At 72.5% G+C, this 23,432-nt stretch carries 19 protein-coding genes; 9 read left to right on the top strand and 10 right to left on the bottom strand.

From position 1 onward, the window contains the following. Nucleotides 1-274 precede the first annotated feature (274 nt). Both J2S22_RS28760 and J2S22_RS28765 read right to left on the bottom strand, forming a co-directional pair. A complete protein-coding gene (locus J2S22_RS28760; RefSeq protein ID WP_370878261.1) occupies nt 275-1,009 on the bottom strand; it encodes an LrgB family protein in 735 nt (244 codons plus the stop codon). After that, entirely contained in the window at nt 984-1,424 is a 441-nt protein-coding gene (locus J2S22_RS28765) for a CidA/LrgA family protein (RefSeq protein WP_272780061.1), read from the bottom strand. Before J2S22_RS28765 ends, J2S22_RS28760 begins: the two co-directional genes overlap by 26 nt. A gap of 96 nt (nt 1,425-1,520) precedes the next feature. Here J2S22_RS28765 and J2S22_RS28770 point away from each other — a divergent pair, with 96 nt between their 5' ends. Further along, nucleotides 1,521-2,411: a LysR family transcriptional regulator gene (locus J2S22_RS28770; RefSeq protein WP_272780062.1), complete on the top strand. Its 891-nt coding sequence runs from the start codon at nt 1,521-1,523 to the stop codon at nt 2,409-2,411. Nucleotides 2,412-2,773: 362 nt separating this feature from the next. Here the strand turns inward: J2S22_RS28770 and J2S22_RS28775 are convergent, their stop codons facing one another. Next, complete coding sequence (locus J2S22_RS28775) at nt 2,774-3,505, bottom strand: invasion associated locus B family protein (protein WP_272780063.1); 732 nt, start codon at nt 3,503-3,505, stop codon at nt 2,774-2,776. Nucleotides 3,506-3,913: 408 nt separating this feature from the next. On the opposite strand from J2S22_RS28775, the gene J2S22_RS28780 reads away from it, so the two are divergent. The 4 genes from J2S22_RS28780 to J2S22_RS28795 all read left to right on the top strand — a co-directional run bounded on the left by J2S22_RS28780 (nt 3,914) and on the right by J2S22_RS28795 (nt 9,575). Beyond that, the gene (locus J2S22_RS28780) at nt 3,914-5,707 is read left to right on the top strand and encodes an extracellular solute-binding protein (RefSeq protein WP_272780064.1); all 1,794 of its coding nucleotides are present in this window, start codon (nt 3,914-3,916) and stop codon (nt 5,705-5,707) included. An 83-nt stretch (nt 5,708-5,790) separates the two neighbouring features. Then, nucleotides 5,791-7,359 (top strand): AMP-binding protein, encoded by a 1,569-nt coding sequence (locus J2S22_RS28785; RefSeq protein ID WP_272780065.1) that lies wholly within the window; start codon nt 5,791-5,793, stop codon nt 7,357-7,359. 91 nt (nt 7,360-7,450) lie between these two features. After that, nucleotides 7,451-8,719: a PleD family two-component system response regulator gene (locus J2S22_RS28790; RefSeq protein ID WP_272780066.1), complete on the top strand. Its 1,269-nt coding sequence runs from the start codon at nt 7,451-7,453 to the stop codon at nt 8,717-8,719. Nucleotides 8,720-8,861: 142 nt separating this feature from the next. After that, the gene (locus J2S22_RS28795) at nt 8,862-9,575 is read left to right on the top strand and encodes a DsbA family oxidoreductase (protein WP_272780067.1); all 714 of its coding nucleotides are present in this window, start codon (nt 8,862-8,864) and stop codon (nt 9,573-9,575) included. Nucleotides 9,576-9,656: 81 nt separating this feature from the next. Here J2S22_RS28795 and mfd read toward each other — a convergent pair whose 3' ends face one another. The 4 genes from mfd to J2S22_RS28815 form a co-directional block, all read right to left on the bottom strand. After that, nucleotides 9,657-13,199, bottom strand: a complete 3,543-nt coding sequence (mfd, locus tag J2S22_RS28800) for a transcription-repair coupling factor (RefSeq protein ID WP_272780068.1) — start codon at nt 13,197-13,199, stop codon at nt 9,657-9,659. Nucleotides 13,200-13,353: 154 nt separating this feature from the next. Beyond that, the gene (locus J2S22_RS28805) at nt 13,354-13,644 is read right to left on the bottom strand and encodes an FAD assembly factor SdhE (RefSeq protein ID WP_272780069.1); all 291 of its coding nucleotides are present in this window, start codon (nt 13,642-13,644) and stop codon (nt 13,354-13,356) included. Nucleotides 13,645-14,034: 390 nt separating this feature from the next. Next, complete coding sequence (locus J2S22_RS28810; protein WP_272780070.1) at nt 14,035-14,889, bottom strand: alpha/beta fold hydrolase; 855 nt, start codon at nt 14,887-14,889, stop codon at nt 14,035-14,037. A gap of 90 nt (nt 14,890-14,979) precedes the next feature. Beyond that, nucleotides 14,980-15,546, bottom strand: coding sequence for a DUF2087 domain-containing protein (locus J2S22_RS28815; protein WP_272780071.1), 567 nt, complete (start codon nt 15,544-15,546; stop codon nt 14,980-14,982). A gap of 276 nt (nt 15,547-15,822) precedes the next feature. Here J2S22_RS28815 and J2S22_RS28820 point away from each other — a divergent pair, with 276 nt between their 5' ends. From J2S22_RS28820 to J2S22_RS28835, 4 genes are all read left to right on the top strand, one after another. Further along, complete coding sequence (locus tag J2S22_RS28820; RefSeq protein WP_272780072.1) at nt 15,823-16,401, top strand: TetR/AcrR family transcriptional regulator; 579 nt, start codon at nt 15,823-15,825, stop codon at nt 16,399-16,401. Then, the gene (locus J2S22_RS28825) at nt 16,398-17,270 is read left to right on the top strand and encodes an SDR family NAD(P)-dependent oxidoreductase (protein WP_272780073.1); all 873 of its coding nucleotides are present in this window, start codon (nt 16,398-16,400) and stop codon (nt 17,268-17,270) included. The genes J2S22_RS28820 and J2S22_RS28825 overlap by 4 nt, the downstream gene beginning before the upstream one ends. Before the next feature lie 98 nt (nt 17,271-17,368). Continuing rightward, nucleotides 17,369-19,471: an ATP-dependent DNA helicase RecG gene (gene recG, locus J2S22_RS28830; RefSeq protein ID WP_272780074.1), complete on the top strand. Its 2,103-nt coding sequence runs from the start codon at nt 17,369-17,371 to the stop codon at nt 19,469-19,471. 227 nt (nt 19,472-19,698) lie between these two features. Next, a complete protein-coding gene (locus J2S22_RS28835) occupies nt 19,699-20,013 on the top strand; it encodes an HdeA/HdeB family chaperone (protein WP_272780075.1) in 315 nt (104 codons plus the stop codon). 69 nt (nt 20,014-20,082) lie between these two features. Here J2S22_RS28835 and J2S22_RS28840 read toward each other — a convergent pair whose 3' ends face one another. The 3 genes from J2S22_RS28840 to glmS form a co-directional block, all read right to left on the bottom strand. Continuing rightward, entirely contained in the window at nt 20,083-20,646 is a 564-nt protein-coding gene (locus J2S22_RS28840; RefSeq protein ID WP_272780076.1) for a hypothetical protein, read from the bottom strand. Nucleotides 20,647-20,650: 4 nt separating this feature from the next. After that, nucleotides 20,651-21,466, bottom strand: coding sequence for a DUF502 domain-containing protein (locus J2S22_RS28845; RefSeq protein WP_272780077.1), 816 nt, complete (start codon nt 21,464-21,466; stop codon nt 20,651-20,653). Between the two features lie 67 nt (nt 21,467-21,533). Beyond that, nucleotides 21,534-23,357, bottom strand: a complete 1,824-nt coding sequence (glmS, locus tag J2S22_RS28850; RefSeq protein ID WP_272780078.1) for a glutamine--fructose-6-phosphate transaminase (isomerizing) — start codon at nt 23,355-23,357, stop codon at nt 21,534-21,536. Between the last annotated feature and the right edge of the window lie 75 nt (nt 23,358-23,432).

Consider the following 23,432-nt stretch of genomic DNA (forward strand, 5'->3'; position numbering starts at 1 on the left):
CTGGGCTGCGCCCGGCTCGCGCCGGTCTTGAACGGGCGATTCGTCATACGACGAATCCTACATCACCTCGATCCGCCGATTCTTGCCCAGTCTCTTGCGCTCCGCCCGGGCGACGACGAAAGCCGGGCTACGCTTGCCGAGCAGAGGAAGCTGTAACCCGGCAGTGGCTTGGGCTCTGCTTGGTTCCTGCGGTGCCCCTGCCCCCGATTTCGCTGCGCTCCATCGGGGCTACGGGTGCCTCGGCGTGACGCCACGGCGTGACGCCCGCCCCCGCTCAGGGCAGCAGGTGGGCGAGCAGCGGGGCGACGGCGACGTTGGCCATGCCGACCATCACCATCAAGAGGCCGGCGATGGTGCCCTCCTCGCGGCCGATCTGGTGGGCCCGGGCCGTGCCGACGCCGTGGGCGCCGACGCCGAACAGCGCACCTTTGGCCATCGCCGAGCGCAGCGGCAGCCGCGCCAGCACGAGATCGCCGATCGCCGCGCCGGTGATGCCGGTCATCACCACGAACACGGCGGTGAGGTCCGGGATGCCGCCGATCTCGCCCGACATCTCGACCGCGAAGGGCGTGCTGATCGAGCGCGGCAGCAGGCTGAGCCGCAGCGCCCCGTCGACGCCGAGCAGCGACGCCAGCCCCCAGCTCGACGCCACCGCGGTGACGCTGCCGACCGTGACGCCGACCACGAGGAGCGGCCAGTGGCGCAGGATCATGGCGCGCTGCTCGTAGATCGGCACCGCGAAGGCGACCGTCACGGGCCCGAGCATCGCCACCAGCCAGCCGGTGCCGCGGATGTAGTCGCGATAGGACTCGTGCAGCAGCAGCGCGGCGATCAGCAGCAGCGCCGGGGCGACGGCGAGCGGCATCAGCCACCAGCGCGGCCAGCGGCGGTGCAGCCGCTTGGCCAGCACGTAGACCAGGATGGTGGCGGCCGACCAGGCGACCGCCCGGGCCAGCGGCGCCGCCGGCCAGGCGGGCAGCAGGTCAATCGGCGAGGCGGGCATGATCATGGCGCTCGGTCCAGCGGTAGCAGAGATCGACGGTCAGGGCCGTCGCGCCCATCACGGCCGCCGTGCTGAGCACGATGACGGCGAGAATCTTCACGCCGAGCAGGCCGACCAGCTCGCCGTGATCGAGCACCACCAGCACGGCCGGCACGAAGAACAGCAGCATCTCGGCCAGGAACCAGTCGGCGCCGCGCTTCATGGTGGCGACCGGCAGGCGCCGCGCCGCGAGCGCCGCGAACGCCAGGGCGAGGCCAACGATGCCGCCCGGCACCGGCAGGCCGGTGGTGCGCACCAGCGCCTCGCCGGCCAGCCAGAAGGCGGCGACCACGCCGATCTGCAGCAGCCGGCTGCGGCGGACGCGCCGGCGGGACAGCACGGCGAGACGGCGGAGCGGCGGCGGCACAAGGCTGCGGGTCATGGCGGGGGTCCTCGATCTGCCGCGGAGGTTATATTGCATTGCGGTATGCGCAAAATGAATTGTACGACTGATCTCCAGTCGTGTATGGAATAGATCATGGAATTCAGGACGCTGCGGGCCTTCGTGGAAGTGGTGCGGCAGGGCGGCTTCTCGCCGGCCGCCAAGGTCGTGTTCGCCACCCAGTCGACGGTCAGCAAGGCGGTGCGCCAGCTCGAGCAGGAGATCGGCCTGCCGCTGCTCGACCGGCTGGGCCATCGCGTCGCGCCGACGGCGGCCGGCGAGATCGTCTACCGGCGGGCGGTGCGGCTGCTCGCCGAGCGCGACGACCTCGGCGCCGAGCTGGCCGAGCTGCGCGGGCTGCGCCGCGGCACGCTGCGCCTCGGCCTGCCGCCGATCGGCAGCAGCGTGCTGTTCGCCCCGCTCGTCGCCGCCTACCGGCAGCGCCACCCGGAGATCGAGATCCGCCTGGTCGAGCACGGCAGCGAGCGGCTGGAGGAGCTGCTGGAGGCCGGCGAGATCGACTTCGCCGGCCTGCTCACCCCGATCGCCCCGGCCTTCGCCCAGCAGCCGGTGCGCAGCGAGCCCGTGATGGCGCTGCTCGCCCCCGACCACCCGCTCGCCGGCCGCCCCGCCGTGCGGCTCGGCGACCTGCGGGACACGCCGTTCATCCTGTTCGAGAGCGGCTTCGCGCTGAACCGCATCATCCTCGACGCCTGCCGGCGCGACGGCTTCGAGCCGACCGTGGTGGCGCGCAGCAGCCAGATCGACTTCATCGCCGGGCTCGCCGGCGCCGGGCTCGGCGTCGCCTTCCTGCCCCGGATGATCGCGATGCAGCGCACCGAGGTGCCGATCGGCCTCGTCCTGCTCGACGCGCCCGGCACCGACTGGACCATGGCGATGGCCTGGCGGCGCGACGCCTGGCTGCCGCCCGCCGGCGCGGCCTGGCTGGCGCTGCTGCGCGAGACCTGGAAGGACGACGCCGCCTGACCCGGGGGCGGCCCCCCACAGGCGCCAAGTTAGGAGTTAAGGCACAACCTCTCGGTGGTCGTCGTCCGCGCAGGCGGACGACCCAGTATCCACCAGCGTTCGTTGCTTCAGTCGAAACGCTGCGGCGTACTGGGTGCTCCGCCTTCGCGGAGCACGACGGCGGAGGGGCTTCGGGCCTGAACCTGGCGCCTATGGGGCGGCCCCCGCCCCCCCGCGGGACGCCGGGCGGCACACGCGACGCACCACACGCGACGCATCACACGCGACGCATCAGATACGAAAAAGCGCGCCGCAGGGGCGCGCTTCTCGAAACGTCCGGTCGAAAGGTCCGGCGTGCCCCGTCCGGCGGACGGGGCCGCGGCTCAGCGGCTCGGCGCCGGCGCGGCGCCGCCCTGGCCCTCGAGCTTCTTGCGCGCCTCCTCGGCCCGCTTCTGGAGCTCTTCCTGCAGCTTCTTCTGCTGCTCCTCGAACACCTTCGGGTCGGTGGGCGGGCCCTCGTTGGCCTTCTTGAAGTCGGTCAGCGGCAGCGGGAACGAGATCGCCGCGCCGGCCAGGTTGATGGCCTGGATGGTCAGCATCTGGCCGGCCTTGAGCTTGCCGACCATGTCGGCCGTCGCCTCGTAGTCGGCCATGCAGCCGTTGGCGAAGCAGGTGAAGAACGGGCCCGTCATCGGCTGCTGCTGGTCGATGATCAGGCGGGTGCCGTACTGCAGCTGCAGGGGCGACGGCAGGGTGATGCGGAACAGCTTCTTGGGCTCGCCCTCCGGCTCGATGAGCGCAGCGGCGACCACCGGCTGGCCGGCCTCGGTGCGGGCGTCCTTGCCGGTGAAGCAGACCTGCTTGGCGTTCGGGTCCTGGCCCTTGCCGCAGAACTTCGCCCACGGCGAGTAGATCAGCTGCGGCATCTGCGGCTGGCCCGGCTGGGCCTGCTGCGGGGCCGGCGCCGGGGCGGGCTGCTGGGCCTGGGCGGGACGCTGCGCCGGCTTCGCCGGCTGCGCCGGACGGGCGGGCTGGGCCGGCGCCGGGCGGGCCGGCTGCGGCTGCTGGGCCTGGGCGGAGACGACGGCGAGCACCGACACCGCGGAGATCGACACGAGCGCCGCCGTTGCCTTCGTAAGCGATCGCCGCACCGGGCGAGCCGGTGCGAGTGGGCTCAGACGGGTCATCGAAATCCTCTTCAGTTGCCGTGCCGCAAATGCCGTGTCGCGAGGTGCCGCGAGGCGTGGCCGTCTGGCGTGCCGTGCGGCGGAAGACCGGCGGGCGACGCGCGTCCCCCTGGCGAGGGCTGTAACACCGTCTAAATGCGGCAGTAAAGTGGCCCTTCCCGAAGAGCGCGGCGCGCCTGCCGCAGGGGTTTTCGATCGACACCCCTGCACGTCCGCCGCGGCCCGCTCCGGGGGTGCCGGGGTGGCGCCCGCGGACCGTGCTAGCGTGCCGGCATGCGCCGAATCGGAACCCCGCCACCGGCCCTGCCGCGCCCCCGCCCCCCGGGTCGCCCGGCGATGCTCGCCCTGGCGGTGCTCGCGACCGTCGCGGCGGTGGTGCCCGGCCCGGCCGCCCGGGCCGGCGAGGCGACCCACGCCATCGCCATGCACGGCGCCCCGGCCCTGCCGCCGGACTTCCCGCACTTCCGCTATGCCGATCCGGAGGCGCCGAAGGGCGGCCGGCTGACCCTCGGGGTGCTCGGCACCTTCGACAGCCTCAACCCCTTCGTGGTCCGCGGCCTGCCCGTGCAGATGGTGCGCGGCCACGTGATCGAGAGCCTGCTGACCCGCGGCTACGACGAGCCGTTCACGCTCTACGGGCTGCTGGCGAGCCGGGTCGAGACCGACCCGGCGCGCAGCTTCGTCACCTTCGGGATCGATCCCGACGCCGCCTTCGCCGACGGCGCGCCGGTGACGGCCGAGGACGTGATCTTCTCCTGGCGGCTTCTGCGCGACCACGGCCGGCCCAACTACCGCACCTACTACGCCAAGGTGGCGAAGGCCGAGGCGCTGGGGCCGCGGACGGTGCGCTTCGACCTCGCCGGTGCCGACGACCGCGAGCTGCCGCTGATCCTCGGCCTGATGCCGATCCTGCCGCGCCACGCGGTCGACCCGGAGCGCTTCGAGGAGACGACGCTCGAGCCGCCGCTCGGCAGCGGCCCCTACGTGGTCGCCGCGGTCGACGCCGGCCGCAGCGTCACGCTGGCGCGCAACCCGCGTTACTGGGGCCGCGACCGCGCCGTCAACCGGGGCCTGTGGAACTTCGACACCATCCGGCTCGACTGGTACCGCGACGACGCCGCGTATTTCGAGGCGTTCCGCAAGGGGCTCTACGACCTGCGGGCGGAAACCGATCCGGGCCGCTGGGAGACCGGCTACGACTTCCCGGCGGCGCGCGAGGGCCGCGTCGTCCGGGAGGAGTTCCCGACCGGCCTGCCGCGCGGCATGGCGGCCTTCGTGTTCAACACCCGCCGGCCGGTGTTCTCCGACATCCGGGTGCGCGAGGCGGTCGTCCGGCTGTTCGACTTCGAGTGGATCAACACGAACCTGTTCTTCGGCCGCTACCGGCGGACCGGCAGCTTCTTCGAGGGCAGCGAGCTCTCCCATCGCGGCCGCCCGGCCGACGCCGCCGAGCGCGCCCTGCTCGCCCCCTTCCCCGACGCGGTGCGGCCCGACGTGATGGCCGGCACCGACGCGCCGCCCGTCACCGACGGCTCCGGCCGCGACCGCGCCACCCTCAAGGCGGCGCTCGATCTCCTCGGCGCGGCCGGCTTCAGGCTCGACGGCGGGGTGCTTCGCCACACCGCGACCGGCCAGCCGCTCGCCTTCGAGATCCTGGTCACCAGCAAGGACCAGGAGCGCCTGGCGCTCGCCTTCGCCCGCACCCTGGAGCGGGCCGGCATCGCGCCGGCGATCCGCATGGTCGACGCCGTGCAGTTCGAGCAGCGCCGCATCCAGTTCGACTTCGACATGATCCCCAACCGCTGGGAGCAGTCGCTGTCGCCCGGCAACGAGCAGGCGTTCTACTGGGGCTCCGCCGCGGCCGACGAGCCGGGCAGCCGCAACTACATGGGGGTCCGCTCGCCGGCCGTCGACGCGATGATCGCCGCGGTGCTGCGCGCCCGTACCCGCGAGGACCTCGTCTCCGCCGTGCGGGCGCTCGACCGCGTGCTGGTGTCGGGCGTCTACGTCGTCCCTTTGTATCACCTGCCCACCCAGTGGGTCGCCCGATGGAGCGAGGTCCGCCACCCGGCGGCCACGTCGCTGTATGGCTGGCTCCCTGAAACATGGTGGCGCGCCGGCGGCCGCTAGATACTCTTCCCTCGGACCAGCAGGACGATTCGCGGCCGGGGCCACGGCGGCGCGCTCCTGATCAGGTCCGCAAGGATGCGGCGATGATTCTCGGCGACACCTCACCCGACGAGCTCCTGCAGGCGCAGCACGCCGGCCGGGTCACCCTCGACGACCTGATCGCCCGGGCGATCGCGAAGAGCCCGGACGCGGTCGCGCTGGTCGACGCCGCCCACCGCACGACCACCTGCGGCGGGGCGCCGCTGCGGCTCACCTGGGCCGAGGTCGACCGCGCCGTCGCGGCGATCGCGGCCCGGCTGCGCTCGCTCGGCCTGGCGACCGACGCCGTGGTGGCGCTGCACGGGCCCAACACGGCCGAGCAGGTGCTGGCGCTGCTCGGGGTGCTGCGCGCCGGCATGATCGCGGCGCCGCTGCCGCTGCTGTGGCGGCGCGCCGAGCTCGCCCAGGCGCTCGACCGGGTCAGCGCCAAGGCGATCGTCGCCGGCGGCCGGGTCGGCGACACCCGCCTCGTCGACGTCGCCATGACGGCGGCGGCCGACTGCTTCACGGTGCGCACGGTGTGCGGCTTCGGGCCGGACCTGCCGGACGGCATGGTGCCGCTCGACCCGGTGCTGGCGGCGCCTCCGGCCGCGCCGGTGCCGGTCGTCGAGCGGCCCGTCAACCCGGCCGCGCATGTGGCGGTCGTCACCTTCGACACCGATCTCGGCGGCCCCGTCGCGGTCGGCCGCAATCACGTCGAGCTGCTCGCCGCCGGCCTGTCGATCGCGCTCGAATGCCGGATGGAGCACGCCACCACGGTGGTCTCGACCCTGCAGCCGTCGTCGCTCGCCGGCCTCTCCACCGGGCTGGTGCCGTGGCTGCTGCTCGGCGGCACGCTCGCCCTGCACCCGCCGTTCGACGCCGCCGTGCTGGGCGACCAGCTCGCCGCCCTCGACGGCCGCGTGCTGGCGCTGCCCGGGCCGCTCGCCCAGCGGCTCGCCGAAGCCGGCGTGCTCGGCCGCGCCGCCGGCCTGAAGAGCGTCATCGCGGTGTGGCGGACGCCCGAGCGGCTCGCCGCCGCGGCCGACTGGACGACCGCCGGCTGCGCCCTGGTTGACCTCCAGGTGTTCGGCGAGACCGGGCTGATCGCCGCCCGCCGCGGCCCCGACGGCCGCCCCGCCGCGATCACGGCCGGCGCCGTGACGGCGCCACGCACCACGCCGGGCGCGACGCTGGTCGCCGAGATCGCCCGCTCGGAGCTCGGCACGCTGAAGATCCGCGGCTCGATGGTGCCGCGCCATCCCTTCCCGCCCGGCGCCGCGCGCGGCAACGCGCCGTTCCTGCAGGTCGGGCCCGACCTGTATGTCGACACCCGCCAGCCCTGCCGGGTCGAGAAGGGCGCCGGCATCCTCACCGTGACGGCGCCGCCCTCCGGCTTCGTCTCGATCGGCGGCTACCGGGTGGCGCTGTCGGAGATCGAGCGCGTCACCGACGACATCGCGCCCGGCACCACGCTGCTCGCCCTGCCCGACATCCTGATGGGCCAGCGCCTGTTCGGCCATGCCGGCCACGGCGAGGAGACCCGCGCGGCGCTGGCCGAGCGCGGCATCTCGCCCCTCGTGGTCGCCGCCTTCCGGGACCGCCGCGGCGCCGCCGAGTCGGCCGCCGCGTGAGCGCGCCACGACTCGCCGGGCTCACGGAAGCGTTGACGCCGCGTTAACGGCGATCGCATAGGCTGCACGGCGTCCTGCCCGAGGAGCGTCGATGTCGCTGCAAGGTCCCCTGCTCGTGATTGCCGAGGATGCCGATCCGATCCTCGTGCACGCGCTGGAATCCGCCGGGGCCGAGCCGGTGCTCCAGGTCGGCTGGGCCAAGGCGGCCGCGGCGATCGCCAGGCATGCGCCGGCCGGCATCGTGATGCCGCAGGCCGGCGACGCGGTCCCGGCCAAGACCTTCGACAAGGTGGCCCAGGCACTCGCCGAGCTCGCCGTGTTCACGCCCGTGCTCGCCGCGCCCCTCGAGGGCTTGCGCGACCCTCTCCCCGACGTGCTGCCGATCGCCGCCGATGCCGCCTGCGAGCGCGTCGTCGCCCGCCTCGCCTCGGCCCAGCGGGTCCGCACCCTGCATGCGACGGTGGCGCGCCGCGCCGCCCTGGTCGCCGAGAAGGAGCCCGAGGCGCCGGCCTGGCCGGACGGCGATCCGCTCGACGACGCCACCATGCTGGTGTGCGGCCGCGGCCGCACCTATCCGGGACTCGGCACCGCGGTCGGCGAGCGGCTCGGCCTGATCGGCGCGCTCGGCATCGAGACCGCCGCCCGCCACCTCAACGCCCGCGACGTCGACGGCATCGTGCTCGGCGACGGCTTCGGGCCGCGCACCCTCGAGGCGTTCCTGACCGCGCTCGCCGAGGACCCGCGCTTCCGCGACCTGCCGGTGGCGCTGCTGCCCGAGCTGCCGGCGACCTTCGACGCGGTGCGGCTGCCCAACCTCGAATGCCTCTCGGGCGAGCCGGCTGCCATCGTCGCCGCCATCCTGCCGCTGGTGCGGCTGCACGCCTTCGAGGCACGGCTGCGCCGCCAGCTCGCCTCGCTCGACGCCCAGGGCCTGGTCGACCCGGCGACCGGCCTGTTCACCATCGCGGGCTTCCTGCGCGACCTCGCCCGCGCCGTCGACGACGCCAAGGCGCGCGGCGCCGCGCTGTCGATCGCCCGCTTCTCGTTCCCGTCGGGCCTCGACCAGCGCGCCAGCCTCGACGCGGCGCGGCTGGCCGGCCGGCTGGTCCGCAACGTCGACTTCGCCTGCCGGGCGAGCGACGGCTCGATCCTGGTGGCCTTCCAGGCGACCCCGCTCGACAAGGCCCACGCGGTGGCGCGCCGGCTCGCCAGCGTCCTGCGCCACACCATGCTGGCGCCGGCCGACGACCCGACCGGCCGCATCGACGCCTCGGTGACCCTCGCGATGCTCAAGCCCGCCGACACGGTCGAGACGCTGCTCACCCGCGTCTCCGAGCCGAGCCCGGTCGCCGCGGAGTAGGATCCCCATCAGACCGGTCGTTCCGGCGCGCAGGCGCAGCCCGCATGGAGCGCCAGCGGATTGCGGGACCGGACACGCCGCCCCGGATTTCGCCGGCGCTCCATCCGGGCTACGGTTCCGTGCCTAACCGCAGGAGCCCCCGATGACCGACGCCCCCGTCCTGACCAAGATGCCGATCGACGTCGTCTCCGACGTCGTCTGCCCGTGGTGCTTCATCGGCAAGCGGCGGCTGGAACGCGCCCTCGCCGCGACCGCGGACATCCCGGTGACGGTACGCTGGCGCGCCTACTTTCTGAACCCGTGGGTGCCGCGCGAGGGCATCGGCCGGCGCGACTACCTCGAGCGGAAGTTCGGCTCGGTCGAGCGCTACATGGCGAACGCGCCCCGCATGGTCGCGGCGGCCGAGGCCGAAGGCCTCGTCTACGCGATCGACCGGATCGAGCGGCAGCCCAACACCATCGACTGCCACCGCCTGATCAAGTGGGCCGGCGAGGCCGACCCGGCCACGGCGTCGGCCATGAAGCAGCGGCTGATGGAGCTGTACTTCACCGAGGCGCAGGACCTCTCGCAGCGCGCCGTGCTTCTCCGCGCCGCCGCCGACGTGGGGCTCGACCCGCATGCGACTGGGGAGCGCCTCGCCACCACCGAGGACGAGGACGTCGTCACGGCCGAGGCCGAGGCGGCGCAGCGCGCCGGCGTCGACGGCGTGCCCTGCTTCGTGTTCGGCGGCGTGCTCGCCGTCTCCGGCGCCCAGTCGCCCGACTATCTGGCCGGCGCCATCCGCCGCGCGAACGAGACGTTCCAGCAGAAGCTGGCGGCCGGCGAGATCGCCGATCCGGAGAAGCGGCCGTATTGAATCACCTCGTTACCGCTGCTCCGCAGCCGACCCTCTCCCACGAGGGAGAGGGTCAAGGGCGGCGACGCATCGCTTCTCCACTCACGCCGCCTTCTTGGTCGCGATCGCGGCGAGGTCGCGGAGGATCGCGGTGGAGCCCTTCAGGCGATCGATGGGCTCCTCCCAGTCCTCGAAGAACACCACCTTCATGTCGGGCCTGACCTTCGCCATCACGCCCTGCTTGCGGATGTAGTGCACGAGACCGGCCGGGTCGGCGAAGCTGTCGTCGCGGAACGCGATGACGGCGCCCTTCGGGCCGGCGTCGATCTTCGCGACATTGGCGCGGCGGCACAGGGCCTTCAGCACCACCGTCTTCAAAAGATAGTCGACCTCCACGGGCATCGTGCCGAAGCGGTCGACCAGCTCGGCCGCGAAGGCGTCGATCTCGCGCTCGTCCTCGAGATCGGCGAGACGCCGGTAGAGCGCCAGCCGGACCGACAGGTCCGGCACGTAGTCCTCCGGGATCATCACCGGCATGCCGATGGTGATCTGGGGCGACCAGCGGTCCTCCACGGGCGCGGCGACGCCGGCCTTGAGGCTCTCCACCGCCTCCTCCAGCATCTGCTGATAGAGCTCGAAGCCGACCTCCTTGATGTGGCCGGACTGCTCGTCGCCGAGCAGGTTCCCGGCGCCGCGGATGTCGAGGTCGTGCGAGGCGAGCTGGAAGCCGGCGCCGAGCGTGTCGAGCGACTGCAGCACCTTGAGCCGCCGCTCCGCCGTCGGGGTGATCTTGCGCCCCGCCGGAATCGTGAACAGCGCATAGGCGCGGGTCTTCGAGCGGCCGACACGGCCGCGCAGCTGATAGAGCTGGGCGAGGCCGAACATGTCGGCGCGGTGCACGATCAGCGTGTTGGCGGTCGGGATGTCGAGGCCGGACTCGACGATGGTGGTGGAGAGCAGCACGTCGTACTTGCCGTCGTAGAACGCCGACATGACGTCCTCCAGGACGGCCGCCGGCATCTGCCCGTGCGCCGTGACGACGCGGGCCTCCGGCACGTGCTTGTCGAGGAACTCCTTGGCCTCGGCGAGGTCCTCGATGCGCGGGCAGATATAGAAGGCCTGGCCGCCGCGGTAACGCTCGCGCAGCAGCGCCTCGCGCACGGTGAGCGGATCGAACGGCGTGACGAAGGTGCGCACCGCGAGACGGTCGACCGGCGGCGTCGCGATGATCGAGAGCTCGCGCACGCCGGTGAGGGCGAGCTGCAGGGTCCGCGGGATCGGCGTCGCGGTCAGCGTCAGCACGTGCACCTCGGAGCGGAGCTTCTTGAGGCGTTCCTTGTGCGCGACGCCGAAATGCTGCTCCTCGTCGACGATGACGAGGCCCAGATCCCTGAACTTTATGGTCTTGCCGAGCAGCGCGTGGGTGCCGACCACGATGTCGACCTGGCCCTCGGCGAGGCCCTTCTTGGCCGCTGCCGTCTCCTTGGCGGTCGCCAGCCGCGAGAGCTGCGCGACGTTGACCGGGAAGCCGTGGAAGCGGGACGAGAAGGTGCGGAAATGCTGGCGCGCCAGCAGCGTCGTCGGCACCACGACGGCGACCTGCTTGCCGTTCATCACGGTGGCGAGCGCGGCGCGCAGCGCCACCTCGGTCTTGCCGAAGCCGACGTCGCCGCACACCAGCCGGTCCATCGGGCGGCCGGCCGAGAGATCGTCCAGCACGGCGTTGATGGCGTTGTTCTGGTCCTCGGTCTCGTCATAGGGGAAGCCGGCGCAGAACTCGTCGTAGACCCCCTGCCCGACCGCCAGCCGCGGCGCCTCGTGGAGCTGGCGCTCCGCCGCGATCCTGATCAGCTCGCCGGCGATCTCGCGGATGCGCTGCTTCATCCGCGCCTTGCGGGTCTGCCAGCCGGCGCCGCCGAGACGGTCGAGCTCGACCGCCGTGTCCTCGGAGCCGTAACGCGACAGGAGCTCGATGTTCTCGACCGGCAGGTAGAGCTTGTCCTGGCCGGCGTAGTGGATCTCAAGGCAGTCGTGCGGCGCGCCCGCGGCTTCGATCGTCTTCAGCCCGACGAAGCGGCCGATGCCGTGGTCGACATGGACGACGAGGTCGCCGGCCGACAGGCTGGTCACCTCGGCGATGAAGTTCTCCGCCTTCTTGCTCGTCCGCCGCTGGCGCACGAGACGATCGCCGAGAATGTCCTGCTCGCCGATGACGGCGAGGTCGTCGGTCTCGAAGCCCGCCTCGATGCCGAACACGGCGAGCGACACCTCGAAGGCCGGCCGTGACATCACCTCGGGCCAGCTCGCCACCTGTCTCAGATTGACCAGCTTGTGGTCGGCCAGGACGTTGCCGGTGCGGTCGCGCGCGCCCTCGCTCCACAGCGCGATGACGACGCGCTTGCCGGCGGCCTGGAGCGTCTCGACGTGGGTCTTCACGGCCTCGAAGACGTTGCCGTCGGTCTTGGTGCGCTCGGCCGCGAAGTTGTGTCCGGCCCGGGTGCCGACGTCGACGACGGCCGCCGGCGCGGCGGCGCCCTTCTCCGCGGCACCTTCCGGCGTCGCGAAGGGCGTGACCCGGACCAGTGAGACATCGGCGAGCTTTTCGCGCCACTCGGGTTCGGAGAGATACAGCCGGTCCGGCGGCAGCGGCTTGTAGGGCGGGCCGCCGCCGTCCATCGCGACGGCCTGCTTGCGGGCCTCGTAGTAGTCGGCGATCTGGGCGAGCCGCTCGTGGGCGGCCTCCTCGGCCAGCGGCTCCAGCGCCACCGGCGTGTCCGGCACGTAGTCGAACAGCGTGTCCATGCGGTCGTGGAACAGCGGCAGCCAGTGCTCCATGCCGGGATAGCGGCGGCCTTCGCTCACCGCCTCGTAGAGCTGGTCGTCCGGTCCGGCCGTGCCGAAGGTCGTCACATAGGCCTGGCGGAATTTCCGGATCGTCTCGGTGACCAGCTGGAACTCGGCGACCGGCACGAGGTCGAGCGCGTGCAGCTGGTCCTGGGTGCGCTGGGTCTCGGGGTCGAAGGTGCGAATCGATTCCAGCGTGTCGCCGAAGAAGTCGAAGCGCACCGGCTCGTCGAGGCCGGGCGGGTAGAGGTCGATGATGCCGCCGCGCACCGCGTACTCGCCGGGCTCGCGCACCGTCGCGGTGCGCAGGTAGCCGTTGAGCTCCAGCCATTTCGTGATGCCGTCCATGGCGAGACGGTTGCCGGGCGCCGCCGAGAGCGCCTGCCCGGCGACCTGCCGCTTCGCCGGCACGCGCTGGACGACGGCGTTGACCGTGGTGAGCAGGACGGTGGGCGCCTCGCTGCCCTTGAGCCGGGCGAGACGCGCCAGCGTGATCATCCGGTCGGCGACGATGCCGGCGTGCGGCGACACGCGGTCGTAGGGCTGGCAGTCCCAGGCCGGCAGCTGCAGCTGGACGAGGTCGGGCGAGAAGAAGCGCAGCGTGCGGGAGAGCTGCGCCATCCGCGGCCCGTCGCGGCAGACCACCATCAGGCTGACGGCCGGCGCGTTCGGCCGCGCCGCGACGGCGCGGGCGAGATCGCCGAGGACGAAGCCCTCCGCCCCGTCGGCGACGCTCGAAAGGGTGAGGGCGCGGCCGGGCTTCACCAGCTCCGCCGGGGAACGTGTCTTCACGAGTGCCATGAGGTGTCTTTGGTTTTCGTCGTCGGGCGGACTCTGGACACGGTCATTCCGGGGCGCCGCGCAGCGGCGAACCCGGAATCCAGCCGACTCCACCGACATTGCCGCTGGATTCCGGGTTCGAGTGCCTTCGGCACTCGCCCCGGAATGACCGGGATCACACCGCCGCCGCGCCGTGGTCGAAGGCCTTGAGGCGGCGGAACAGCGGCGTGTCGTATTCGGGCGGCACCGGCTTCGATCCGGTGATCCAGGCGTAGAGGTCGAGGTCGGGAGCCGAGCACCAGCCCTCGAACTCGGTCATCTCCGCCTCGGTGAGGTCGGCGATCACCGCGTCGGCGAAGCGTCCGGTCAGCAGGTCGAGCTCGCGGGTGCCGCGCCGCCACGCGCGGAACAGCAGCCGCCGCCGCCGCTCCGACAGCCCCGCGCTCGATCGTGTGGTTCCGGTCATGGCCACGCCGCTCCAATCCTGCTCGTAGGATGGGCCAAGGCGCGGATCGCGCCGTGCCCACCAATGACCGCCCGAGCCGACCGCGTGGGCACGCCGCTGTCGCGGCTTTGCCCACCCTACGGTCGGAGAGCGAAAACGCCGAAAGCCCGGACGAGGCCGGGCGCGGAGTTGATATAGCGACCGCAGGCCGCGTCGCCAATGCGACGCGGCCGTAGTTGCAGCATTCCCGAGCCGCAATTCGACGGCCGTGCTCCGGAGGCGACCTGAATGAAGATCCTCCAAGTCTACGCGTTTTTCGTTCTGCCCGTGATCATCCTGGGCATGGCGGGCGCGGCCTATTGGTGGATCGGCCGCGCATCCCGCCGTCTCCGCTGACCTGCCGGTTCCGGATCACGGCGTGGTCCGCGCAAGAAACGCCGCCGCCCGTGCGCGAATGTCGCTCCGGTGGGCGAACAGGCAGACGTGCTCGCCGCCGGGGATTGCGAGCAACTCCGCACCCGGCACCCGGGCGGCGAGCTGCTCGGCGTGGGAGAACGCGACGATCCGATCGGCAGTGCCGTGCACGGCGAGCACCGGCACGGCGATCGCCTCCAGCGGCCAGCCCGCGGCCGCACGGAACCGGGCCGTGTCGTTGTCGGTGCCGGGCATCCGGTCGCCGAGGCGGTTCCCGATGGTTGCCTGCAGCGCCAGCCACAGGGCCGCCGCCTCCGGATCGGCCAGGAGCCGGGCCCGGGCTTCGGGGGCCGGCAGGGAGCGCACGAGCGCCCGCTCCGGGTTCTTCATGGCGTACCGGCCGAACGCCGCCGCGAGCGCCGGAACGTGGGCGACGAGGCGCATCAGGTGGTACTGCCACGGCAACCTGATCTCGAGCCGGGCGGAGCAGGCCGAGATCATCACCAGGCCGCGGCAGCGCTCGCGGTGGCGCAGCGCGAACTGCAGGGCGCAGGGCCCGCCGCCCGAGATCGCCACCACGGCTGCGTCCGCCATGCCGAGGGCATCGAGAAGGTCGACGCAGACGTCCGCCTGCTGCTCGGGGCTCGGGCCAGTGGCCAGCGGCGTGCCGAGATAGCCGGCGCGGGACGGCGCCACGACCGAGAAGCCGTCGCCCACGGCGGCGGCACCGAGCAGCAGGCCCTGGTCGTAGCCGCCCATCCCGCCGTGCAGGCACAGCACGGCCGGCCCCTCTCCGGCCGCGGCGTATTCGAGCCGGCCGCCACGTGTCTCGATCACGCGTGGGGCCGGCATGCGGGCGCGGATGTCCGCTGCCCGTCCAGTCGGAAACTGAATCATGTGTCCCTCCCGGGACGAATGTCGCATCGATGGAGCGGCGGCCGGTCAGCCCGCCCGTGCGGCCAGATGCCGGATCAGCGCCCGGGCCTCGGCGGGCGGAGGCTGCTCGACGCGGCGGTACTCGCGGCCGTCGGGCGTGCGGGCGAGGAGGCCGAGATCGACCAGCGCGCGGCGCAGCAGCACGTGGTCGCCGAACCGGTGCGCGGCCTTGAGAGCCTCGTTGACGGCGGGCTCCGACAGCACCGTGCGGGCCGGCAGCCGCGACCACATCACCCACAGGCAGGCGACGCGGTCCGTGTGCTTGCCCGGCCAGCGGGTGAGGCCGCCCGCCGCGTCGAAATAACGGGCGACGCGCTCGACCCGGACGAAGTCGACGGGCGGCTCGGAGGCGGCCGGCAGCGCGGGGTTCTCCAGCCGCTCCCGCGCCTCGGCCTGGGCGCGGAAATGCTGGAAGTTGCGGCAGCCGGCGGCGCGGGCCAGCATGTTCAGGAGCTCGACATGGCCAGGCGGCTCGCCGCCGCTGGCGGCGAGAGCGTGGGACACCTCGCCCTTGAGGGCGCGGGCGAGCGCGGACATGTCGTCCGCGACATAGGGAATGGCTTCACGGGGCATCGACGGATCCTCGACGTGCCGGGTCCTGCAGGGACTGTCGTGGTCGCCGGCTTCGACGTGGCACGGGACGAGGTTGTCGACCGTGACGAGGAGGTTTGGCAGGTTTAGCTCCCCTCGCGGGGCGGCGACGCCTGGGTGAACTGCCGACCGAAGCGCCGTATAGGCCGAAGTATTTCGCCACGCAAGCCCGCCGGCGGCCCGGACCCGGGCCGGCCCCGGCAGCCCTCTATACCGTTCGGTATGGACTCCCTTTACCGATCGGTATATAGAGGCTCCATGTCCACGCCCCTGGAGCCCCGTTCCGCCCTTCCGGCCTGCGCCCTGCGGCTGTTCGCGACGCACGGCTACGATGCCGTCGGCGTGCAGCAGATCGTCGAGGCGGCCGGGGTCACCAAGCCGACCCTCTATCATCACTTCGGCAGCAAGCTCGGGCTCCTGGAGCGGCTGCTCGCCGACGGGCTCGGGCCGCTCCACGCGGGGCTCGCGGAGGCGGCGGCCTACCAAGGCGACGTCGCGGCGACGCTCGCGGCGATCGCGCGCAAGACCTTCGCCTTCGCGCAGGCGCATCCCGATCTGTACCGGCTCTACCTGTCGCTCTGGTTCGCGCCGCCGGCGAGCGAGGCCTACCGCGCCGCCCTGCCCTGGCACGAGCGGCACTTCGCCATGATCGAGGCGGTGTTCGCGGCCGCCGTCGCGGACCACGGCACCATGGCCGGGCGGCAGCGCGCCTATGCGGCGACCTTCCTCGGCATGATCAACAACTACGCCTCGTTCGGCCTGAACGGCGTCGCGGCGCTCGACGAGTCTCTCGTGAACCAGTCGATCCACCAGTTCATGCATGGAATTTTCTCATGAAGACGTTGACCGACAAGACCATCGCCATCACGGGCGCGGCCTCCGGCATCGGCCGGGCGCTCGCCGTTCGCCTGGCCTCCGAATGCGCCTGCGTGGCGCTCCTGGACCGCGACCCGAGCGGCCTCGCGGACACGGCGGCGCTCTGCCGCGCCGCCGGCGGTGCCGCCGTCGAAACCCTGACGGTCGACGTGGCCCGGCGCGACGCGGTCGCGGCCGCGGCGCAGGCCATGGTCGACCGCTTCGGGGGCGTCGATGTCCTCGTCAACAATGCCGGCGTCTCCTCCTCGGGCGCGATCGGCCAGCTGACCGGCGAGACGCTGCGCTGGACCATGGAGATCAACTTCTGGGGCGTCGTCCACGGCACCATGGCGTTCCTGCCGCAGCTCGTGCGGCGCAACGAGGCGAGCCTCGTCAACGTGTCGAGCGTCTACGGGCTGATCGGCGTGCCGGGCCAGGCCGCCTATTGCGCCAGCAAGTTCGCGGTGCGCGGCTTCACCGAGGCGGTCCGGCAGGATCTGCGCGGCACCGGCGTCGCCGTGTCGCTCGTGTTCCCGGGCGGGGTCAGGACCAACATCGTTGCCGGCTCGCGCTTCGACGGCGCGATGTCGCCGGCCGAGCAGGAGCGCCTGCGCACCGCCTTCGCGGCGAGCCAGCACACCAGCCCCGAGGCCGCGGCCGAAGCGATTCTGCGCGGCATCCGCCGCAAGGCGCCGCGCATCCTGATCGGCTCCGACGCCACCGCGATCGATCTCCTCGCCCGCCTGCGGCCGGCGACCTACGACAGCGCGGTGGCGAAGAAAGCCGCGGCGTTCCGGGCGCAACTCGCCCGCGCCGAGCCCCCCGCCGGGAGCGGCCGCGAGGCGTCGTGACGGGCGGCGTCCACAGCCGATGCGACGCGGTCCGACACGACGGTTGAACCGCGACCGCATCGGATGGACATTCGGCGCCCGACCGAGCCGATCAGCCCATGCGACGCCCCGACGCCCTCAATCCCCTGTTCGCCCCGGTCACCACCCTGTCCGGGATCGGGCCGAAGTTCGAGAAGCTCTATCGCCGGCTGCTCGACCGCGACGAGCCGCGGGTGCTCGACCTCGTCTTCCATCTGCCGAGCGGGGTGGTCGACCGCCGCGCCCGGCCGATGCTGCGCGACGTGAAGCCGGGCGAGATCGCGACCGTGCTGGTCACGGTCGATCGCCACCGGCCGCCCGCCCCGGGCCGCTCGCGTGCGCCGTACCTGGTCTATGCCAGCGACGGCACCGGCGACCTGATCATCGCCTATTTCAAGGCGCGGCCCGAGATGGTGGAGAAGCTCCTGCCGGTGGGCGAGACCCGCTGGGTCTCGGGCACGGTCGCGACCTATGACGGGATGCTGCAGATGGTGCATCCCGACCGCGTCGTCACCGAGCAGGACGTCGCCAAGATGCCGGCCGTGGAGCCGGTCTATCCGCTCACCGAGGGCCTGTCGCCGTGGGGCGTGCGGCGCGCCGTGGAGGCGGCGCTGACGAAGCTGCCGGCGCTGCCCGAATGGCAGGACGCGGCCTTCCTGGCGGCGCGGCGCTTCCCGGGCTTTGCGGAGGCGCTGCGCACCGTGCACCGGCCGAGCGCGCCCGTCGATCTCTCGCCCGAGAGCGTGTCGTGGTCGCGCCTCGCCTACGACGAGTTTCTGGCCGGCCAGCTCGCTTTGATGATGGTGCGGGCCCGCATGAAGAAGGCGGTCGGCCGCTCGACCACGGGCGACGGCCGCATCCGCGACAAGCTCCGCGCCGCCCTGCCCTGGACCCTCACGGCCTCGCAGGCGAAAGCCGTCGAGGACATCGCCGCCGATCTCGAGAAGCCCGAGCGTATGCTGCGGCTGCTGCAGGGGGACGTCGGCTCCGGCAAGACCGTGGTGGCCCTGTTCGCCTGCGCGGCCGCCGTCGAGGCCGGCAGCCAGGCGGCCCTGATGGCGCCCACCGAGATTCTGGCGCGCCAGCACCTCAAGACCATCACGCCGCTGGCGGAAAAAGCCGGGCTGCGCGTCGCCATCCTGACCGGCCGCGAGCGCGGGCGCGAGCGGACCGAGACGCTGGCGCGGCTGGCGGACGGCGCGATCGACATCCTGGTCGGCACCCATGCGATCTTCCAGGACGAGGTGACGTTCAGGGATCTGGCGCTCGCGGTGGTCGACGAGCAGCACCGCTTCGGCGTCCACCAGCGCCTCGCGCTCGCCCAGAAGGGCCGCGCCGTGGACGTGCTGGTGATGACGGCGACGCCGATCCCGCGGACGCTCGTGCTGACCTATTTCGGGGACATGGACGTCTCGGAGCTGCGTGAGAAACCGGCGGGGCGAAAGCCGATCGACACCCGCACCGTGGCGCTCGACCGCATCGACGACGTGGTCGCGGCGGTCGGCCGCGCCATCCAGGACGGCCGTCAGGTCTACTGGGTCTGCCCGCTGGTGGAGGAGTCCGAGACCGTCGATCTCGCCGCCGCGCAGGACCGGTTTCGCGATCTCGCCGGCGTGTTCGGCGACGGCGTCGTCGGCCTCGTGCACGGCAAGATGCGCGGGTCCGAGAAGGACGCCGCGATGGCGAAGTTCGCCGCCGCCGAGACCATGCTGCTGGTCGCCACCACGGTGATCGAGGTCGGCGTCGACGTGCCGCGCGCCAGCGTGATGGTGATCGAGCACGCCGACCGCTTCGGCCTCGCCCAGCTGCATCAGCTGCGCGGCCGCATCGGCCGCGGCTCGGAGAAGTCGACCTGCCTCCTGCTCTACAAGGCGCCGCTCGGCGAGGCCGCCAAGGCGCGACTCGCCACCATGCGGGAGACCGAGGACGGCTTCCGCATCGCCGAGGAGGACCTGAAGCTGCGTGGCGAGGGCGACGTGCTCGGCACCCGCCAGAGCGGGCTGCCCGGCTTCCGCGTGGCCCGCGTCGAGATTCACCGGGAGCTGCTGGAGGCGGCGCGCGACGACGCCAGGCTGATCATGGAGCGCGACCCGGATCTCGCGTCCGAGCGCGGCGCCGCGCTGCGCACGCTGCTCTACCTGTTCGGCCGCGACGAGGCGGTGCGGCTCTTGCGGGCGGGATGACGCGGAGGGTGGCGAGTGGCGGTCCCGCGATCCGCTGCGCTCCTCGCGGGCTACGGCCGAGACGACGGCGGCGGAGGGCGGTCAGATCACGGCAACGTGCGGGGCGGACCGGTAAGATCGTGCAGTTCGGGCGGGCGAAACTCCCGCCCGTTCAGCATAATCCGGCGCGTGAACCGGCCGCGGCAAGGCCGTCGCCCGACCAGGACCCGTCTGCCCAGGAGCGCTGAATGATCCGTCTCTCCCCCGTGACCCGGCTCGTCTCCGCCGCCTCGATCGGCATCGTCCTCGCGGCGGCGGCCGCCGCGCCGGCCGCCGCGGAGAAGTTCGACCTGTCGACCATGAGCTGCAAGCAGTTCCTGTCGAGCAGCAAGGACGACATCACCATCACGCTGGCCTGGCTCGACGCCTACTACCGCGACGAGGACGACCCGCCGATCATCGACACCGACCGGCTGGAATCCAACACCAAGAAGCTCGCCGCCTACTGCGCCGAGAACCCCTCGATCGGCGTGATCACGGCCGCCGACAAGCTGTTCGACTGATCGTCGAACGCTGCGTCGTCCGGGCGCGGCGTGCAGCGCCCGCCCGGCCACGTGACGGCGCGGCCGTTCCTAGCCCACCAGCACGGCGCGGTACCGCTCGTGCACCACGGCGATCGGCGTGCCGTCGGGCAGTGCGAGGGCGGCGCGGTGCTCGAACACGTGGACGGGCGGGCGATCAATCGCCGCCGCGTCGGCCGGGTCCCGCACCGCCGCCTCGATCACCTCGGCCGGCGCGACCGCGACATGGAAGGTCCGCCGCTGCGGCGCCAGGTCGGCGATGGCCTCGCCGAAGGGCGTGTCGCCGGTGAGCAGCTCGCCCATCGCGGCGGTGAGGCGGTCGGCGAAGTACCAGTTGACGGCGTCGACCAGGGTGATCCCGCCGAGCCGGATGTCGACCCGGCGGAGGGTGAGGCCATGGGCGTCGCCGCCGAGCGCCGCGAGGCTGCCCGCATCCAGGATCGCCGGGGCCGGAGGGTCGTGCCGCCGCACCGTGATGCGGCCGGAGGCGAAGCCGCGCTCGCCGCACCAGTCCTCCAGGGCCCGGGTCGCGCGCTGGGTGAGCAGCAGCCGCGCGCTCAGCGCCTCGGCGGCGCGCGCCCCGCGCAGGCGGCCGCGCGCGATCACCTCCACCATCGCCCTACCCCGCCGCGACCTCGGCCTTGCGCGGCGTCTCGCCGGCGTCCGCGTCCGCCTCGGCGGCGGCACGGCCGGCCGCCTGGGCGGCCTGCACGGTCTGCGCGGCGGCGGCGAGCGCCGCGAGCTTCTTCTGGCCGTCGCCGTTGGGCTGGATCATGCCGGCCGACATCACCAGCTTGGCGGCCGCCTCGACCGACATGTCGAGCTCGATCAGCCGGCTCTTCGGCACGTAGAAGAAGAAGCCGGTGGTCGGGTTGGGGGTGCACGGCATGAAGCAGGAGACGTGCTCCTCGGCCGGCAGCCGCTCGGAGACCTGCTGGCCGGGCGGCGCCGAGAGGAACACCAGCGACCACATGCCGGGCGACGGGAACTCGATCAGCGCGACCTTGCGGAAGCTCGACCCGGTCTCCGAGAACAGCGTCTCGAACACCTGCTTGAGGCCCTTGTAGAGCGAGCGCACCAGCGGCATGCGGTCGAGCAGCCGCTCGCCGAACTCGACCAGGGTGCGGCCGACCAGGTTGGCGGTGAAGAAGCCCAGCATGGTCAGCGCCAGGAAGGCGATGATCAGGCCGGTGCCGGGGATGCGCCACGGCAGATAGGTCTCGGGCCGGTACTGCATCGGGATGAACGGCTGCACCAGCGCGTCCACCCAGGTGACGAAGGACCAGGTCAGCCACAGCGTGATGGCGACCGGCCCGGCGACCACCAGGCCGGTCAGGAAGTAGTTGCGCAGCCGTGCCCCCGCCCCCGGACGGGGATCGGGATGCAGGATCGGCTTGTCGGACTTGTCGGCGGGCGGCTTCGACGTCTCGGTCACGGTTCTCGGCCCTGTCTCGTCACGCGGGGGTCGGCGCGTCGCCGCGCCGCCGGGCATGGCCCCGAATCTATTCGACCGTGACGGATTTGGCGAGGTTCCGCGGCTGGTCGACGTCGGTGCCCATGATGACGGCAGCATGGTAGGCGAGCATCTGCACCGGCAGGGCATACACCATCGGTGTGACGGAAGCCGGCATGTGCGGCAGCACCAGAGTGGCGAGCGAGTCGACGGTCGCCTCGGCGGCCCCCTGCGGGTCGGTCACCAGGATGATCCGGCCGCCGCGGGCCGCCACCTCCTGCATGTTCGACACGGTCTTCTCGAACACCCGGTCGTGCGGCGCGATGACGATCACCGGCATGGTCTCGTCGATCAGCGCGATCGGCCCGTGCTTGAGCTCGCCGGCGGCGTAGCCCTCGGCGTGGATGTAGGAGATCTCCTTGAGCTTGAGCGCCCCTTCGAGGGCGAGCGGGAACGAGGTGCCGCGGCCGAGATAGAGCACGTCGCGGCTCTTGGCGATGTCGCGGGCGAGCTTTTCGACGTCCGGCTCCAGCGCCAGCGCCGCCGTCATGTGGCGTGGCACCTCGACCAGCGCCCGCACCAGCCGCCGCTCGTCCTCCTCGGAGAGGTTGCCTCGGGCCCGGCCGGCCGCGATGGCGAGGCAGGCCAGCACGACGAGCTGGCAGGTGAAGGCCTTGGTCGAGGCGACGCCGATCTCCGGGCCGGCCAGCGTCGGCATCACCACGTCGCTCTCGCGCGCGATGGTCGAGGTGGGGACGTTGACGACCGAGACGACGTGCTGGCCGTTCGCCTTGGCGTGGCGCAGCGTCGCCAGCGTGTCGGCGGTCTCGCCCGACTGGGAGACGAACACGGCGAGGTTGCCGGGCGCCATCGGGGCGTCGCCGTAGCGCAACTCCGAGGCGATCTCGACCGCCACCGGCAGCCGGGCGAAGCGCTCGAACCAGTACTTGCCGGTGAGGCCGGCGTAATAGGCGGTGCCGCAGGCCGCGATGGTGACCCGCTCCAGCGTGCGCACGTCGAACGGCAGCTCGGGCAGCACCACCCGCTCGGCGGCGAAGTCGACGTAGTGGGCGAGCGTGTGGCCGACCACCTCGGGCTGCTCGTGGATCTCCTTCGCCATGAAGTGGCGGTAGTTGCCCTTGTCGACCAGGAAGGCCGAGGCGGCCGAACGCATCACCGGCCGGTTCACCGGCTGGCCCTCCGCGTCGTAGACCTGGGCGCCGCCGCGCTTCAGCACGACCCAGTCGCCGTCCTCGAGATAGCTGATGGTCGAGGTGAAGGGGGCGAGCGCGATGGCGTCGGATCCGAGATACATCTCGCCCTGGCCGTAGCCGATCGCCAGCGGCGAGCCGCGCCGGGCGCCGATCAGCAGGTCCTCCTCGCCCTCGAAGATGAAGCCGAGCGCGAAGGCGCCGCGCAGCCGCGGCAGCGCCGCCCGGACGGCCTCGGCCGGCGCCAGCCCGGTCGCCATCAGGTGGTCGACGAGGTGCGCCACCACCTCGGTGTCGGTCTCGGTGGCGAAGCGGGCGCCGTTGCCTTCCAGCTCGCGGCGCAGCTCGTTGAAGTTCTCGATGATGCCGTTGTGGACCACGGCCACCCGCTTGCCGGCGTGCGGATGGGCGTTCACCTCGTTCGGCCGCCCGTGGGTCGCCCAGCGGGTGTGGCCGATGCCGACCGTGCCGGCGAGCGGCTCGTGCTCCAGCCGGTGCTCCAGGTTCTTCAGCTTGCCCTCGGCGCGCCGGCGCGTCAGGTGCCCGTGCTCCAGGGTGGCGATGCCGGCCGAGTCGTAGCCGCGATACTCGAGCCGCTTGAGGGCGTCGACCATCTGGGCCGCGACCGGCTCGCGCCCGAGGATTCCGATGATTCCACACATGGGGATGCACCTTTCTGCGGCAGGGAGACCGGACCGGACGAGCCGTGGCCGGCGCCCCGGCGGGACCGTCGGACG

The sequence above is a fragment of the Rhodoplanes tepidamans genome, assembly GCF_030813915.1.
Classification (GTDB): domain Bacteria; phylum Pseudomonadota; class Alphaproteobacteria; order Rhizobiales; family Xanthobacteraceae; genus Rhodoplanes; species Rhodoplanes tepidamans.